The organism is Natronobacterium gregoryi SP2, from assembly GCF_000230715.2.
Classification (GTDB): domain Archaea; phylum Halobacteriota; class Halobacteria; order Halobacteriales; family Natrialbaceae; genus Natronobacterium; species Natronobacterium gregoryi.
In genome coordinates this window covers 452,212-465,229 of record NC_019792.1, presented here as the reverse complement: position 1 = coordinate 465,229, position 13,018 = coordinate 452,212, and the positions used below count along the sequence as shown (strand labels likewise).

The window sequence follows — 13,018 nt, the reverse complement described above, 5'->3', positions numbered from 1 at the left end:
ACGTTTACCGCTACCAGCGAAGCTACTGTGCCTGCCCGTAGATCAGGTTTCGCTGGATCTCGTTTGCCCCCTCGTAGATGACTGGGATGCGGGCGTCGCGATAGGTGCGGGCGATCCGCCGGTCGTCGAGGATCGAGCGGCCGCCGTGGAACTGCATTCCCTGTTCGGAGACCTCGACGGCCGTCTCGGTCGCCTTCGTCTTCGCCAGTGCGGCCCAGTAGCCGGCGTTCTCACCGTCCTGAACTTTCTCGCAGGCACGCCAGGTCAGTGCTCGAGCGCTCTCGAACTCGAGTAACATATCGGCGAGGCCGTGCTGGACGGCCTGGAACTCCGAAATCGTCCGGCCGAACTCTTCGCGGCCGTGGGTGAACGCCCAGGCTTCCTCGAGGGCGGCCGCGGCGATGCCGAGTCCGTGGCCCGCGACGACGACCCGGCCGTGGTTGAAAAATTCCGCGAGCATCCAGAAGCCCGCGCCTTCGGTGCCGATCAGGTTCTCCTCGGGGATGCGGCAGTCGTCGAACTCGACGTGGGCCTGCTTGGAGGCACGCATCGCCATCTTCTCGGGGATGTGTTCGGCCTCGTAGCCGTCGGCGTCGGTCGGGACGATGAACATCGAGTGGTTGCCATACCGATTCTCCTCGTCGTCGCCAGTGCGGGCGTAGAGGGTGATCCAGTCGGCCTCGACGCCGTTTCCGATCCAGTACTTCTCGCCGTTTATCACCCACTCGCCTCCTTCCTTCCTCGCGCGTGTCTCGATTCCTGCGAGGTCGCTGCCGGTCTCGGGCTCCGAGACCGCCAGTCCCGAGAGCTGGTCGCCTTCCGCGACCGGCCGCAGGTACTCCTCGCACTGCTCGTCGCTGCCATACTCGTAGATCAGCTCGCAGCCGAAACTCGCGAGTTGCAGCGTCAGCGCGATACCCGCGTCGGCCCGGTAGAACTCTTCGGTGACCGCGAGCAACTCCGGCAACTCGAGCCCGCGACCACCCCACTCCTCGGGGATGTCCTGGGCGACGAGGGTTGCCTCCTGACCGGCCTCGAGAACCTCGTGTGGGTACTCGCCCGAACTGAAGTACTCCTCGGCGTTCGGCCGGATGTGTTCGTCGGCGAACTCGCGGGCCTCGGCTTTGATCTCGCGTGCGTGCTCCGGAACGATGGTATCGTCGAGTGGTTCCATATCTGTTGAAACGCGGCTGACGGAATATAATCGGTGCCTCCATGCGTGGGGCCAACCGAGGTCGCGTCGAGCGGTCTTCTGCCCTCGGCGGCGAGACTCGAGCCGTCGTGGCCACGCCACAATCCGAGCCGAGCAACCGACGCTCACCGCAGCGCCCGTACCAGTTCCGTCTCGTCTCCCGCGTCGTCGACCTGCTGCTCTACGCGGCGCGCGTCCCAGGCGACGTCCGTGAGGACGTGGACGTAGAGGACGCCCGCAGTTACCACGGCGAGAGCGACGCTCTCGAGCGCGAGTACTGGAACCACCAGGCCGACGATGAGGAGGTGACTCAGGAGCCGGGAGAGCACGCCGACGTCGCCGCGGTCGAAGATCCGATGCTGGTCTGTGATCGCGGCTCGCGGATTCTGCAGACAGAACCGAACGGCGTCCCATCGCCCCGTTTTGAGACGCGCGATGAGGAAGTGATCGAGGTCGATCAGGACGCCGATCACGGTGCCGTAGGCGACCAGTGCGACGGGTGAAACGTCGTACCCGAAGAGGGACGCCGGAGACAGGAACGCTGTCAGTGCGGCCGCGACGACGAGAGAAACGCCGGCGTGGTGTTTCGAGTAGATGAAGACCCACCTACCTCCGGGGTCTACGGCGAGTCACTAAACGATCCCGACCGCTTTCACGGGCTCGAGCGGCGTCGCCGTCCGGACGTCGCCCGGTCGTCGCCCGGTCGTCGCCAAACGACACGTGAGGCGAGACTGCGGACGAGAGTCTACCGAGCTCGAACGGGAAAGACAGCCGACTCAGCCTGCGAATCCAGACAGGAGCCACTCGTCATCGCCTTCGTCGTCTGCGATGCTCGGTGCGCTGACGAGGACGAACGCGCTTTCCCCGTTACCGTTTCTGATCTGGCGGGTCGCCTCCGGCGGGATCGAGAGGGCGTCGCCAGCCTCCATCTCGACCGGCTCGTCGTCGACCACGACCGTCGCCTCACCCTCGATGAGGACGTAGACTTCCTCGTGGTCGTTGTCAGTGTGGTCGTGGGGTTTGCTTTTCCAGCCCGGATCGCAACGCGCGACGGTGACGCCGACCTGCGCTGTCTCGAGCGGGTCCGACAGGAAGTGCATGGCGCTCGAGACCTGGTCGACGTCCTCGTAGTTGACCTTTCGATAGCTCATACTCTTCCTTCGGGAGGAGAGCAGTAAAACTAGGCTCTCGCGTCAGACGTTACCACTGTCTTATCGGCCCTGGGCGATCGGATCGAAGTCGTCGACCGGGATGACCGAGTAATCGACCGTCAACGCGTCCTGGGTCGCACGAATTTTGCCGACGAACGTCGAGATGTCCTCGAGTTCGCCCTCGAGTACGAACAACTCCATACAGTAGTGGTCGCCGACGTGGCTGTGGAAGTTCGAGGCGACGAGTTCTTCGTGCTCGTGACGGAGGTGCATCATCCGCTCTTCGACGCTTGTGGTCTCGTAGTCGAACAGAACCGTGACGATCCCCATCAGGTCGCGGTCCTCGAGTCGAGTGTCCTCGAACTCGCCGAGCAGGTTTCGGGAGGCCTCCCGGACGACCTCGCTTCGGCCGGTGTAGCCGTGCTCTTCGGCGAACTGGTCGAGTCGCTCGAGAAGTTCGTCGGGCATCGAGACGCTGACGACTGCCATGTAATAACTCGGCCCAGTCTAGCTATTAAGAGTTATCATAGGCAGCGGTCACGACTCCGCGGCGAGTCGGTCGGCGATCCGTTTTGCTTGCCGGAACCGGCCGGGGAAGCCGAGGCGGGACGTGTAGTTGCCCGCGAGCGTGATCTCGTCGGGCAGAGAGACGGTTTCGAGAGCCGCCCACGAGGTGTCGAACGCTGGGATTACCTCGGGCAGCCTCGTTATTTCGACGACGTCGGCGTCGACGCCCATCACCGTCTGGAACTCCTGGCGAGCCAATGTGGCGAGTTCCTCCTCGGATCGGTCGACTGCACCGGGGTCAGATGTGCCGCCGAGATAGACGGTGTAGATCCCATCGCGGTCGAACAGGCTATCGTTGAAGGTGACACCACGGGTCGACAGCGCCTCGTCACGTCTGACCTGGTAACCGAAGCCCTCGGTCTGGGCGTCTGCCTCGAGGAAGACGAGCACCAGCGAGTTGTAGTTCAGTTCCCGCAGCGGGGCGACGGTCGGCCCATCGAGACTCTCGAGAATCGTCGCTGCTCCAGACGCCGTCGAGGTCACGACGACTTCGTCGACGGTGACGGTTCGACCGCCGGCCGAGAGGGCGTAGCCGTCCCCGTCGGTTTCGATCGAACTGACCGTCGTGTTCAGGTGAACGTACAGGCGATGAGCCTCGTACAGTGCCTCGGGAAGCGCCTGGAGCCCCGAGTCGAACGAGATGGGGGGCGGCGTCTCTCCGCCACGAATCAACCGATCGACGGCCGGCCGCAGGAGCGATCCCTTCCGCTTTTCGAGTGCGAGCAGTCGCGAGAGGGAGTGTTCGGCGGGCATATCGGCCGGATCGGAGCCATAGAGTCCGCCGAACAACGGTTCGATCACGTTGCGGTAGGCTTCGAGGCCGAACTTCCGGGCGAACAGACTGGCCGCTCGCTCGTCGGGCTGGCCGGGTGCGGTCAGTGGTTCGACGAGCAGGCGACACTTCCCACGCCAGGAGAGGAGGTCCGTCTGGAAAAACGTCGAGAGCGAACGGGGAACTTCCCGGAGTCGCCCGTCGGCGTAGACGTACAGCGGGAGATCGTCGTCGGCCACCACCAGCTCGTCTCGGAGATCCAACTCGTCGACCAACGCTTCGATCTCCGGGACGAGCCGAGCTCGCTGGGGGCCGTACTCGAGGACCCGGCCGTCGATCTGACTCGAGCGCACGATCCCGCCGGGTTCGGAGCCAGACTCGAAGGTCATGACGTCGAGACCGCGCTCGGCGAGGTAGTGCGTGAGCGCGAGGCCAGTGATCCCGGCACCGACGACGCCGACGCTCGTGGGTTCGTCGGACGTCGACGCGCCAGTACTGTCGGACATGCGTTACTTCGAGTGTTCGACCACGACCACATACTCGTTTCGATGCCTGGCCGACATCCTCGTCGACGCCGATCGAACGGTCGATCGACGACCGGACAACGCGTTGATCTGCGGCGTGGATCGACTCGCGTGTCTCTCCCCCGCGAGACGTGACTGAAAGCGAGCACACGGCCGAAGAGTCGCCTTCCGGTGTGTCGCTTGCATCGCCCGAACAGCCCGAGCCGCACCTGGCGGAGGACCGACGAACGTGATCCCCCGGCCGCTCGCACGGCGACCGAGCAACTGATGACGCTGCTCGAGTGGCTCGAGACCCAGTCACTCGAGACCCCCCGTCGGACCCACACTCGGACGAACGAGTGTCTCGTAGTCCGACGGCCAGCGGTCGCCTGTCACGGCGGGAGAAACCTTCGAGAAGCACGAGACGAGAACGAGCGACCGGCCAGAACCGTCAGAGCCGGAACCAGGAGTCTGGAGTCGGTAGGGATCGCACCGCCTGCCAGCCGGTTCGGCTTCCCGATCGGTGCTGGGTCGACCAACAATTATATATCCGATCGCCTACACCTGCCGGCAAGGCGGTGCACGCCGTGATCCACGCCAGTACCAGTTCGGATCGACTCCTGCTCGCCGTATCGTTTGCCTGTTTTGCGGTCGCGGGCGGTGCGACCACAACTATCGATGCGACCGTGCCGACGCTCGTGGCGACGGCAGTCGCGATCGGCGGCGTCTACACACTCGCGCGGTACGCGAAAGCCGTCACTCGGCGGACGCTCGCACAACTCTCTCTCGCTCTCTGGATCGCCTTCCTCGCGGTCGCCGGACTGCACGCCGTCGGGCTCGGAACCGTCGGCACGGCGGTACCGGGTCCGGACGAAACGATCGTCCTCTCGCTTTCGGCGATCACGTGGGGAACGTTCCTGACGGCCTGTGGCTCGACCGCGTTCCTCGCAGCCCGCGAGTACGGCACCTCGGCAGGTGCCCACGTCGAGGCCGAGACGTCAGACTACTCCACGCGATAGCTGACCGCGATCCCTTCTCCGAGCGGTAACAGGACGGTCTCGAACGCTGGGGCCGTCGTCACGTGCTCGAGGTAGTCGGCGATTCCTTCCGTGTGATCGTTGGCGTCGATCTCGGCCGCCGTGGCGTCGCCTGCGATCAGTTCCTGCAATTTGTCGAACTCGATGACGCCGGCAGCGATGGCGTTGTCCGCGACGACGACGCCACCGACTGGCACCTTCTCCCTGATCGCCTCGAAGGCCTCGACGTACCGGTGTTTCTGGTGGTCGATCAGCACGACATCGAACGGGCCGTCGTACCGGCCGATCGTCTCGAGCGCGTCGCCGAGTTCGTACCACGCGAGGTCGTCGTAGCCGCCCTGGGCCATGTAGCCGCGTGCCATCTCGAGTTCGTCCTCGTCGACCTCGGTGAGGACGATCTCGCCGTCTTCGGGCAGGGCTTCGGCGAACCAGTACGCGGAGTAGCCGTAGCCGGAGCCGAACTCGAAGATTCGCCTCGCGTCGGTCAGCCGCGCCAGCAGTCGGAGGACGCCGCCGACCTCTGGCCCGACGTGGGGGAACCCGTGCTCGCGGGCGTACTCGTCCATCTCGGACAGCGTCTCGTCGGGGTCGGGTCCGACGGTCCGTACGAACTGCTCGATCTCGTCGCTGAGGACGTCGACCATGTGTAAGCATAGACCGGCCAACGTATCAAGTTCCGGGACCGAGCGTCAGTCGTCCGCGAGACGGGTCATCGCCTCGGCGAGCACGCGAGCACCCGTCGCACAGTCCCCCCAGTCGGTCCACTCGAACGGCGTATGCGAAAGCCCGTCCTCAGAAGGGACGAACAGCATTCCGGCGTCGGTCACCCGCGAGACGTACATCGTGTCGTGGGCCGCACCCGAGTGCAGGGACACCGACTCGACCCCCGCAGCGTCGGCACCCGTCGACAAGGCCTCCCGGCAGCGGTCGGTCATCGGCGCCGGCGCGACCTCGAGTTCGATCTCGAGGTCGGTCTCGACGCCGCGGTCGGCCTCGAGAGAGTCGAGACACTTCCGTGCCCGCTCGAGGAGTCGATCCATCGTCTCGGCCTCGACGTCGCGACCGTCGACGCCGAGTTCGACCTCGCCGGGGACGACGTTGGTCGCGTTCGGTCGGACGTGGCTCTTTCCGACGGTCGCGACCGCGGTTCCGTCTTCGCCCGCGAACTCCCGGCCCGCCCGCTCGAGTTCGAGAACGAACTCGCTGGCGGCCGCGAGAGCGTCCGTCCGGTCCGCCATCCCTGTCGTCCCCGCGTGGTCCGTCTCGCCAACGAAGCGGGCGTCCGCGTGAAGGATACCTGTGATCGTCGTGACGACGCCGACCGGCACCGCTCGCTCCTCGAGACGCGTATCCTGTTCGACGTGCAACTCGAGGAAGGAATCCCAGTCGGACGGCTCGAGACGACTCTCGCCGCGGTAGCCGATGGACTCGAGTGCCTCCTCGAGGGTCGTGCCCTCGTCGTCGGTCAGCGCGAGTGCGTCCTCGACTGTCCGATGGCCGGTCGCGACCCCGGAGCCGAGCAGGCCGCCGCCGAAGCGAGTGCCCTCCTCTTCGGTGAACGAGACGACGGCGACCGGACGCGCTGGTTCGCCGTCGGCTTCCTGCAGGGTGCGGACGGCCTCGAGGGCGGCGTAGACGCCGAGCGGTCCGTCGAAGATCCCACCTTCGGGGACCGAGTCGAGGTGGCTCCCGGCGACGACCGGCGCGGCATCGGGGTTTGCCGACTCCGGCGTCCACGTGCCCAGGACGTTGCCGACGGCGTCGACCGAGACCGAGAGTCCGGCGTCCTCGAGTCGCTCGACGAGGGAGTCGCGGGCGCGTCGGTTCGCCTCGGTTCCCGTCAGGACGGTTCGTCCGTGTGCGTTCGCCTCCGGTGGCTCGACTGCGCCGAACTCGGCGTTTCGCTCGACGTCCGACCGGAGCCGATCACGGTCGACCGAGAGCGTTCGCCCGGCACCGCCACCGTCCCCCCTCGCGTTCTCACTCATACGTACACGTTCGTCGTCCGACGGAATACGCGTTCCCGTCCCGGCAGCGCCGACGGAACACGCCACGTTTTTTACCGTCTCGAACCGTCAGTTCACACCGAATGTCAGCCGACCATCCGCTCGCCGACTACGTCGACAACCTGGTGTACGAACCCGCACAGGCCCACGAACACGGCATCGACCTGACAGCGAGTGCGATATACGAGGTCGCCGGTCCCGGCCGCGTCGACTTCGGCGGCGACGAACTCGAGGACGCCGACCTCGAGCCAGTCGATACGGAACTTCGCGACCCCGACGACGAGTTCGGCTGGTGGCACCTCGAGGGCGGACAGTACGTCCTCCAGCACAACGAGTTCCTGACCGACCTCGACGAGCCACTCTTCCTCCAGCCGCGAAACGACCTGCTCGCCCGTGGCGTCTCCCACCCGTCGATGCAGGTCGTCTCACACCTCCCACTGATCCCGCTGACCGTCGCCGACGGTGGTGTCCAGATCAAGGAGAACGCACGGATCTCGACGCTGCTGGCGATCGGTCGCGTCGACGCCGCCGACGAACTCGACCGGTCACCGTAACCGGAGTCGACACCGTTCGAAATTCTGCACGCACGTGAATACTTATGCTGGTCGGTCCAGATATGTCAGCACATGGCAATTGATACGATCTTGCTGGCCGTCGGCCCGATGGACACGGTTCGTGCGAACGGACTCGCCGAGACCGTCCTCGAGACCGCGAAACCACTCGAGGCGTCGGTCGTGATCGGCCACGCTTTCACCGACCACGAGTACGAGGAGTTCCGGGACGATCTCGGACTGGAAGAACGCGTCGAACACGTCGACCCCGACGAAGTCGCCGAGAATCGGCCGCCAGTCGGCGACCTCGTCGACAGGTTCGAGGACGCAGGCGTCGACTACGAGATTCGCGGTGCTCTCGGCGACGTGAGCGACGAGGTCGTCGACATGGCCAGGGCGGTCGACGCCGACCGAATCGTCCTCGGCGGGCGGCGGCGATCGCCGGCAGAGAAGGCAGTTCTCGGGTCGGTGTCACAGGATATCCTCTTGCAGTCGCCCTGTCCCGTCACGTACTACCGAGACCTGGATGTCATGGAGTGAGACGGTTTACGGTCCGTCGGTTCCGGCGCAACCGCAACCCAGACGGCGGTTGCACCGCTAGTGGCGGGCCAAGCCTGAACTGGTGGGTCGAATCTGGCGGTGTCGCTCGATTCGACCCGTCAGTCGACGGTTGGGACAGTACTAGTGCTTTGGCAAGCCTGAACGGATGAGTGAAACCGAATGCGGTCGTCTGGGTTCACTTATCAGTCGACGCTTGGCGGAGTACTAGATCGGTAGCGCAATCCACACGAGCACAGGTGTCGGTCGACTCGTCGCCTCTCGACCGTCGCCCACTCGCTCGCAGGCGGTGAGCGGCCTCGAGTGTGTAGAACAGTACTCGGCTCCGAGTCGTATCTTGGTAGTTAAGTACGCTGGCGGTGTCCGTTCGGGTAGGATGGTCTATTACGCCGGCGTCGACCTCGGCGCGACCAACGTACGGGCCGCCGTCGGAGACGACGACGGAACGACGATCGGTGTCAGTCGTAACGAAACGCCACGCGGACCCACCGGAATCGACGTGACGGAAGGCGTCCTCCGGACGTTTCGCGAGGCCTGTGATGACGCTGGGATCGAACCCACCTGGATCGAGGCGGCGGGGATCGGCTCGATCGGTCCGTTCGACCTCGCGGAAGGGGCAGTGATCGACCCGGCCAACCTCCCCGACTCGATCGACCGGATTCCGCTCACCGGTCCGATCGAGAAACTGATCGACAGCGAGGAGGTCTACCTCCACAACGACACGAACGCGGGCGTCATCGGCGAGCGGTTCCACGCCGATCGCAACCCCGACGACATGGTCTACATCACGATCTCCTCGGGGATCGGCGCAGGCGTCTGCTGTGACGGCGAAATTCTCGACGGCTGGGACGGCAACGCGGGCGAAGTCGGCCACACCGTCGTCGACCCGCGCGGTCGCCTGACCTGTGGCTGTGGCCACGACGGCCACTGGGAGGCCTACTGCTCGGGCAACGGCATCCCCGAGTACACACGACTACTCGCCGAAGACGACCCGACGATCGAGACGAGTCTGCCGCTCGAGGACCCCGCGTTCACGGCGCGAGATGTCTTTGAACTGGCGGGCGAGGACGAACTGGCCGACTACACGATCGAGCAACTCGTCCACTGGAACGCACTCGGTGTCACGAACGTCGTCCAGTCGTTCGCGCCGCTCGTCGTCTCCTTCGGCGGTGCCGTTGCACTCTACAACGAGAAGTTGGTCGTCGACCCGATCCGCGAGCGCGTCTCCGAGATGTTGCTGAACAACGTCCCCGAGTTTCGCGTCACCGACCACGGCGACGACGTCGTCCTCGAGGGCGCACTCGCGAGTGCGATGACGGGCGGAACTGGTGATCGTCGAAAGTTCACGACATAGTGGCGGGCCAAGCCTGAACTGATGGGTCGAATCTGGCGGTGTGGCTCGATTCGACCCGTCAGTCGACGGTTGGGACGGTACTAGTGCTTTGGCAAGCCTGAACGGGTGAGTGAAACCGAATGCGGTCGTCTGGGTTCACTCAGCAGTCGACGCTTGGCGGAGTACTAGTGATACTGTCGGACAGAAGTCAATGAAGAGAATTCGCCAGACGGGAGCGGCGAATTCTCACAATCGTTCTGTCCGACAGTATGAGTCACTGAACCGATGGGTTGCACCGGCACACACGAGTGGGATCGATCCATCGGCGGGTGAAACGACAGTATCGCCCCAACTGCGACTACGGGCCACCGATCGCACAGGTGTCGTGTGAGCTGGTGTGCAGTGGCTACTGTAGCTGCCCGACCTATTTGGTCGGTCGACCCGTCGAGGAGTGTATGCGACGACGAACGCTCCTTCGTCGGAGTGGCGCCCTCGCTCTTGGCCTTTCCACCTCGGTCCTGGCGAGTTCGACCGCCGACAGCCCGGTTGCGACGGCCGACAGTGACGAGTCGTACGAACCGCTCGGCCGGGTTGCGGTCGACGGAGCCGCCGAGGCCGTCGTCGGCGACGCCGGCGAGACGGTCTATCTCGCCACGACGACCGGGTTCGCCGTCGTCGACGTCAGCGATCCGGCCGACCCGTCCCTTCGCTTCGAGGAAGCCAGCATCGAGGTCGACGGCGATCCACTCCTCGAGATTTTAGACGTCAAAGTAGACGGCGACCGGCTGGTGGTCCCAGGGCCGGCAAACGAGAGTTCGAACTATCCGTTTCACGGGTTCGTCTGTTACGACGTCAGCGACCCCGGCGATCCCGAACCCGTCGACGAGCCGTACGAGACTGGGTTTCACATTCACAACTGCTATCTCGAGGGCGAGATCCTCTACGTCGTCGCAAACGGACGCTCCGAGAACCCCCTGGTCGTCTACAACGTCGGCGACGGGATCGAAGAGATCGGGCGCTGGTCGCTCGCCGAGCGCGACCCTGGCTGGAAAGACGTCGACTGGCGTACCCGGTATCTCCACGATGTCTACGTCCACGACGACGTCGCGTATCTCGCTCACTGGAACGCCGGCACCTACCTGTTGGATGTCTCCGATCCCGGAACGCCCGCGTCCCTCTCGCACGTCGCAGAGACGACACTCGAACGGACTCTCGAGATCGAAGACGACACGGAGGCGCGTCTTGGGTTGCCGGGCAACGACCACTACGCCGCAGTCGACGAGACGGGCGACCTCCTCGCGGTCGGTAGAGAGGCGTGGGCGACCGGTGGCGCGGAACCGGACGGGCCGGGCGGGATCGACCTCTACGACGTGAGTGAGTCGACCGCTCCCGAACTGCAGGGTTCGATCGAGCCACCGGCTGCGGTCGACGAGAGCTACGAGGCCGGCCTGTGGACGACGGCCCACAACTTCGAGCTCTGGGACGGAGTGCTTTACTCGTCGTGGTACCGCGGCGGAGTGAACGTCTACGACGTGAGTGATCCCACGTCGCCGAGAGCACTCGCGTGGTGGCGCGATCCCAAGACTGCGGGCTTCTGGACCGCTCGCGTCGCCGAACCGGGCGAGACGTTCGTTGCGAGTAGCACGCCCGCGATCCCCAACGCACCGACCGACGGAGCACTGTACACGTTCCCGCTTGCCGCCGGCGAGCAGACCGAGCCGCCATCGCTGCTCGAGCCCGACACCGCCGTTCCCGAGGGCGAAAGCGGGACCCCAACTGGACGTTCGGAGACGGGCAACGCCGGTGATGCCGACGGGAACAGGAAAGCCCGCGACCCGTCGCTGAGCGTTACTGCAAGACGGCGAGCAGTCGGTCGCCGATCACGTTCTCGAGACCGGCGTCGGCGCTCCTGACCGGGAACCTGTCCGCGCGTTCCTCGAGGAAGTCGCGTCGGTCGAAGAACGTGGGAGAGCCGACCGCCGACTCGATCCGGGCCGGGAACGCGAGGTTCTCGAGCGGGCGGTATAGCTCTTTGCCGACGAGTTCGACGCCGAAATCAGAGACAGGACAGAAAACAGGGCTTACAAAGAGCGGCAAGCAGTCGCAAAGCGGCTGCTTGCCCGACTCGGAGAAAGACCGGCGTTCCCTGTAAGCTCACCGCGAGCGACCACAGGGAGCGAGCGGGCCGACGACCGATGTGGAGAACGCTGTGCGTTCGGAACGGAGGGAGGAGTGCTTTTCATCGAAGCTAAGCGGAATCGAAGATTCCGCGAAGCCCGAGAGAGCGTCGCTCTCTCGAGATTTTGCCGAGAGCGCGGCACGCCCAAGCGCAAACGTTCGTTTAGAAGAGGTGCTCGTCCTCGTCTAACAGCTTCGCTGGGCCGCCGACCTCCCAGATCGATGTCGAGACGCCACAGTCGCTGATCTGTTCTTCGACGTACTCGGCGTGTTCGTCGGTCGTGTTGACGTAGACGGTCGCGCCGGTGTCCGTCGAGAAGTAGACGGGGATCTCCTCCTCTTCACGGAGTTCGCGCACGCGGTTGAAGATCGCCAGTGTCGCGGGCTGCCAGTAGACCCATCCCTCGGGGCCAGTCATCGTCGTCGCCGCAAGCGAGAGGGAGTCGTGTTCGGCGAGTTCGAAGGTTCGGTGGAAGTCGTTCTCGCGGAGCGCGTCCCGCATCTCGGCGATCTGGCTGTGGATGTGGGCGTTCCGTGCCTCGAACATGTGGCTGTCCTCGGCCTCGTTGTGTGCGTCTTCGGTCTCCTTGTGGTAGGGAACGAGCCCCACGATAATCTTTAGATTCTCGTGGAGGTCGGTCGGGAGCCGGCGGGAGACGCAGTCCTCGTCGTTCAGTCCCGTCTGAAGCTGGGAGAACGCACCCGTCACGGCGCGAGCCGACGACGCCGACCCCACTCGAGCGATCGTCGAGATTTCCTGCATCGAGGCGTCGAGTTCCGCTGCCTCCGCGAGTGCCATCGCGGCGGCCGCGAAACCGGACGAGGAGGAGCCGAGTCCGACGTTCGTCGGAAAACTGTTCTCGCTCTCGAGGCGGACGGGATAGACCGTGTGGGCGGCGTCGGACAGCGAGCGGGCCTTCTCGACGACGGCTTCGACCCGTTCGGCGGCGCGGCCCCCGAGTTCTTCGCCGTCGACGACGAAGGTGTCCTCGTCGTAATCCATAGAGAACTCGACGGTGGTTCGGGTGTGGCTCGGGGCCGTACAGACGCTGATACTGTCGTGGTAGGGGAGTCGCTCGACGTGATCTCGCATGCCGTGGTACTTGACCAGCCCCTGGATGGGGTGGGCCATCGCGGTCGCTTTCATACCCAGACACGGGCGTGACGGTC

The 13,018-nt window shown here is 64.9% G+C and carries 14 protein-coding genes; 5 read left to right on the top strand and 9 right to left on the bottom strand.

Translation table 11 applies throughout. The annotated features are described in order from the left end of the window. Window positions 1-22: 22 nt before the first annotated feature. The 5 genes from NATGR_RS02255 to hemG all read right to left on the bottom strand — a co-directional run bounded on the left by NATGR_RS02255 (window position 23) and on the right by hemG (window position 4,188). A complete protein-coding gene (locus tag NATGR_RS02255) occupies window positions 23-1,174 on the bottom strand; it encodes an acyl-CoA dehydrogenase family protein (protein ID WP_005576409.1) in 1,152 nt (383 codons plus the stop codon). Between the two features lie 143 nt (window positions 1,175-1,317). Further along, the gene (locus NATGR_RS18660) at window positions 1,318-1,728 is read right to left on the bottom strand and encodes a hypothetical protein (protein WP_015233241.1); all 411 of its coding nucleotides are present in this window, start codon (window positions 1,726-1,728) and stop codon (window positions 1,318-1,320) included. Between the two features lie 240 nt (window positions 1,729-1,968). Then, entirely contained in the window at window positions 1,969-2,343 is a 375-nt protein-coding gene (locus tag NATGR_RS02245; RefSeq protein WP_005576413.1) for a cupin domain-containing protein, read from the bottom strand. A gap of 60 nt (window positions 2,344-2,403) precedes the next feature. Further along, complete coding sequence (gene nikR / locus NATGR_RS02240; protein ID WP_005576416.1) at window positions 2,404-2,832, bottom strand: nickel-responsive transcriptional regulator NikR; 429 nt, start codon at window positions 2,830-2,832, stop codon at window positions 2,404-2,406. Window positions 2,833-2,880: 48 nt separating this feature from the next. Continuing rightward, a complete protein-coding gene (hemG, locus tag NATGR_RS02235) occupies window positions 2,881-4,188 on the bottom strand; it encodes a protoporphyrinogen oxidase (protein WP_005576418.1) in 1,308 nt (435 codons plus the stop codon). A gap of 575 nt (window positions 4,189-4,763) precedes the next feature. On the opposite strand from hemG, the gene NATGR_RS02225 reads away from it, so the two are divergent. Next, window positions 4,764-5,204: a hypothetical protein gene (locus NATGR_RS02225; RefSeq protein ID WP_005576422.1), complete on the top strand. Its 441-nt coding sequence runs from the start codon at window positions 4,764-4,766 to the stop codon at window positions 5,202-5,204. On the opposite strand, the gene NATGR_RS02220 is transcribed toward NATGR_RS02225, so the two are convergent. Beyond that, entirely contained in the window at window positions 5,189-5,866 is a 678-nt protein-coding gene (locus NATGR_RS02220) for an O-methyltransferase (protein WP_005576424.1), read from the bottom strand. The genes NATGR_RS02225 and NATGR_RS02220 overlap by 16 nt on opposite strands. A gap of 45 nt (window positions 5,867-5,911) precedes the next feature. Then, window positions 5,912-7,210: a M20 family metallo-hydrolase gene (locus NATGR_RS02215; protein WP_015233240.1), complete on the bottom strand. Its 1,299-nt coding sequence runs from the start codon at window positions 7,208-7,210 to the stop codon at window positions 5,912-5,914. A 101-nt stretch (window positions 7,211-7,311) separates the two neighbouring features. Here NATGR_RS02215 and NATGR_RS02210 point away from each other — a divergent pair, with 101 nt between their 5' ends. The 4 genes from NATGR_RS02210 to NATGR_RS02195 all read left to right on the top strand — a co-directional run bounded on the left by NATGR_RS02210 (window position 7,312) and on the right by NATGR_RS02195 (window position 11,583). After that, a complete protein-coding gene (locus NATGR_RS02210; protein WP_005576427.1) occupies window positions 7,312-7,782 on the top strand; it encodes a dCTP deaminase/dUTPase family protein in 471 nt (156 codons plus the stop codon). A 72-nt stretch (window positions 7,783-7,854) separates the two neighbouring features. Beyond that, window positions 7,855-8,319: a universal stress protein gene (locus NATGR_RS02205; protein WP_005576429.1), complete on the top strand. Its 465-nt coding sequence runs from the start codon at window positions 7,855-7,857 to the stop codon at window positions 8,317-8,319. Between the two features lie 394 nt (window positions 8,320-8,713). Further along, window positions 8,714-9,691 (top strand): ROK family protein, encoded by a 978-nt coding sequence (locus NATGR_RS02200; protein ID WP_005576431.1) that lies wholly within the window; start codon window positions 8,714-8,716, stop codon window positions 9,689-9,691. 434 nt (window positions 9,692-10,125) lie between these two features. After that, window positions 10,126-11,583 (top strand): LVIVD repeat-containing protein, encoded by a 1,458-nt coding sequence (locus tag NATGR_RS02195; protein ID WP_005576432.1) that lies wholly within the window; start codon window positions 10,126-10,128, stop codon window positions 11,581-11,583. Here NATGR_RS02195 and NATGR_RS02190 read toward each other — a convergent pair. Both NATGR_RS02190 and mvaD read right to left on the bottom strand, forming a co-directional pair. Next, window positions 11,519-11,767 carry a hypothetical protein gene (locus NATGR_RS02190; protein ID WP_005576434.1) on the bottom strand — a complete coding sequence of 83 codons (249 nt, stop codon included), beginning with the start codon at window positions 11,765-11,767 and terminating at the stop codon, window positions 11,519-11,521. The two genes, NATGR_RS02195 and NATGR_RS02190, sit on opposite strands and share 65 nt — an antisense overlap. Window positions 11,768-12,011: 244 nt before the next feature. Beyond that, window positions 12,012-12,995, bottom strand: coding sequence for a phosphomevalonate decarboxylase MvaD (gene mvaD / locus NATGR_RS02185; protein ID WP_005576436.1), 984 nt, complete (start codon window positions 12,993-12,995; stop codon window positions 12,012-12,014). Window positions 12,996-13,018: the final 23 nt, after the last annotated feature.

Coding starts and splice junctions, on each gene's coding strand:
- NATGR_RS02255 (WP_005576409.1), bottom strand. CDS start 1,174: ATGGAACCACTCGACGATACCATCGTTCCGGAGCACGCACGCGAGATC.
- NATGR_RS02245 (WP_005576413.1), bottom strand. CDS start 2,343: ATGAGCTATCGAAAGGTCAACTACGAGGACGTCGACCAGGTCTCGAGC.
- nikR (WP_005576416.1), bottom strand. CDS start 2,832: ATGGCAGTCGTCAGCGTCTCGATGCCCGACGAACTTCTCGAGCGACTC.
- hemG (WP_005576418.1), bottom strand. CDS start 4,188: ATGTCCGACAGTACTGGCGCGTCGACGTCCGACGAACCCACGAGCGTC.
- NATGR_RS02220 (WP_005576424.1), bottom strand. CDS start 5,866: ATGGTCGACGTCCTCAGCGACGAGATCGAGCAGTTCGTACGGACCGTC.
- NATGR_RS02215 (WP_015233240.1), bottom strand. CDS start 7,210: ATGAGTGAGAACGCGAGGGGGGACGGTGGCGGTGCCGGGCGAACGCTC.
- NATGR_RS02210 (WP_005576427.1), top strand. CDS start 7,312: ATGTCAGCCGACCATCCGCTCGCCGACTACGTCGACAACCTGGTGTAC.
- NATGR_RS02205 (WP_005576429.1), top strand. CDS start 7,855: ATGGCAATTGATACGATCTTGCTGGCCGTCGGCCCGATGGACACGGTT.
- NATGR_RS02200 (WP_005576431.1), top strand. CDS start 8,714: ATGGTCTATTACGCCGGCGTCGACCTCGGCGCGACCAACGTACGGGCC.
- NATGR_RS02195 (WP_005576432.1), top strand. CDS start 10,126: ATGCGACGACGAACGCTCCTTCGTCGGAGTGGCGCCCTCGCTCTTGGC.
- mvaD (WP_005576436.1), bottom strand. CDS start 12,995: ATGAAAGCGACCGCGATGGCCCACCCCATCCAGGGGCTGGTCAAGTAC.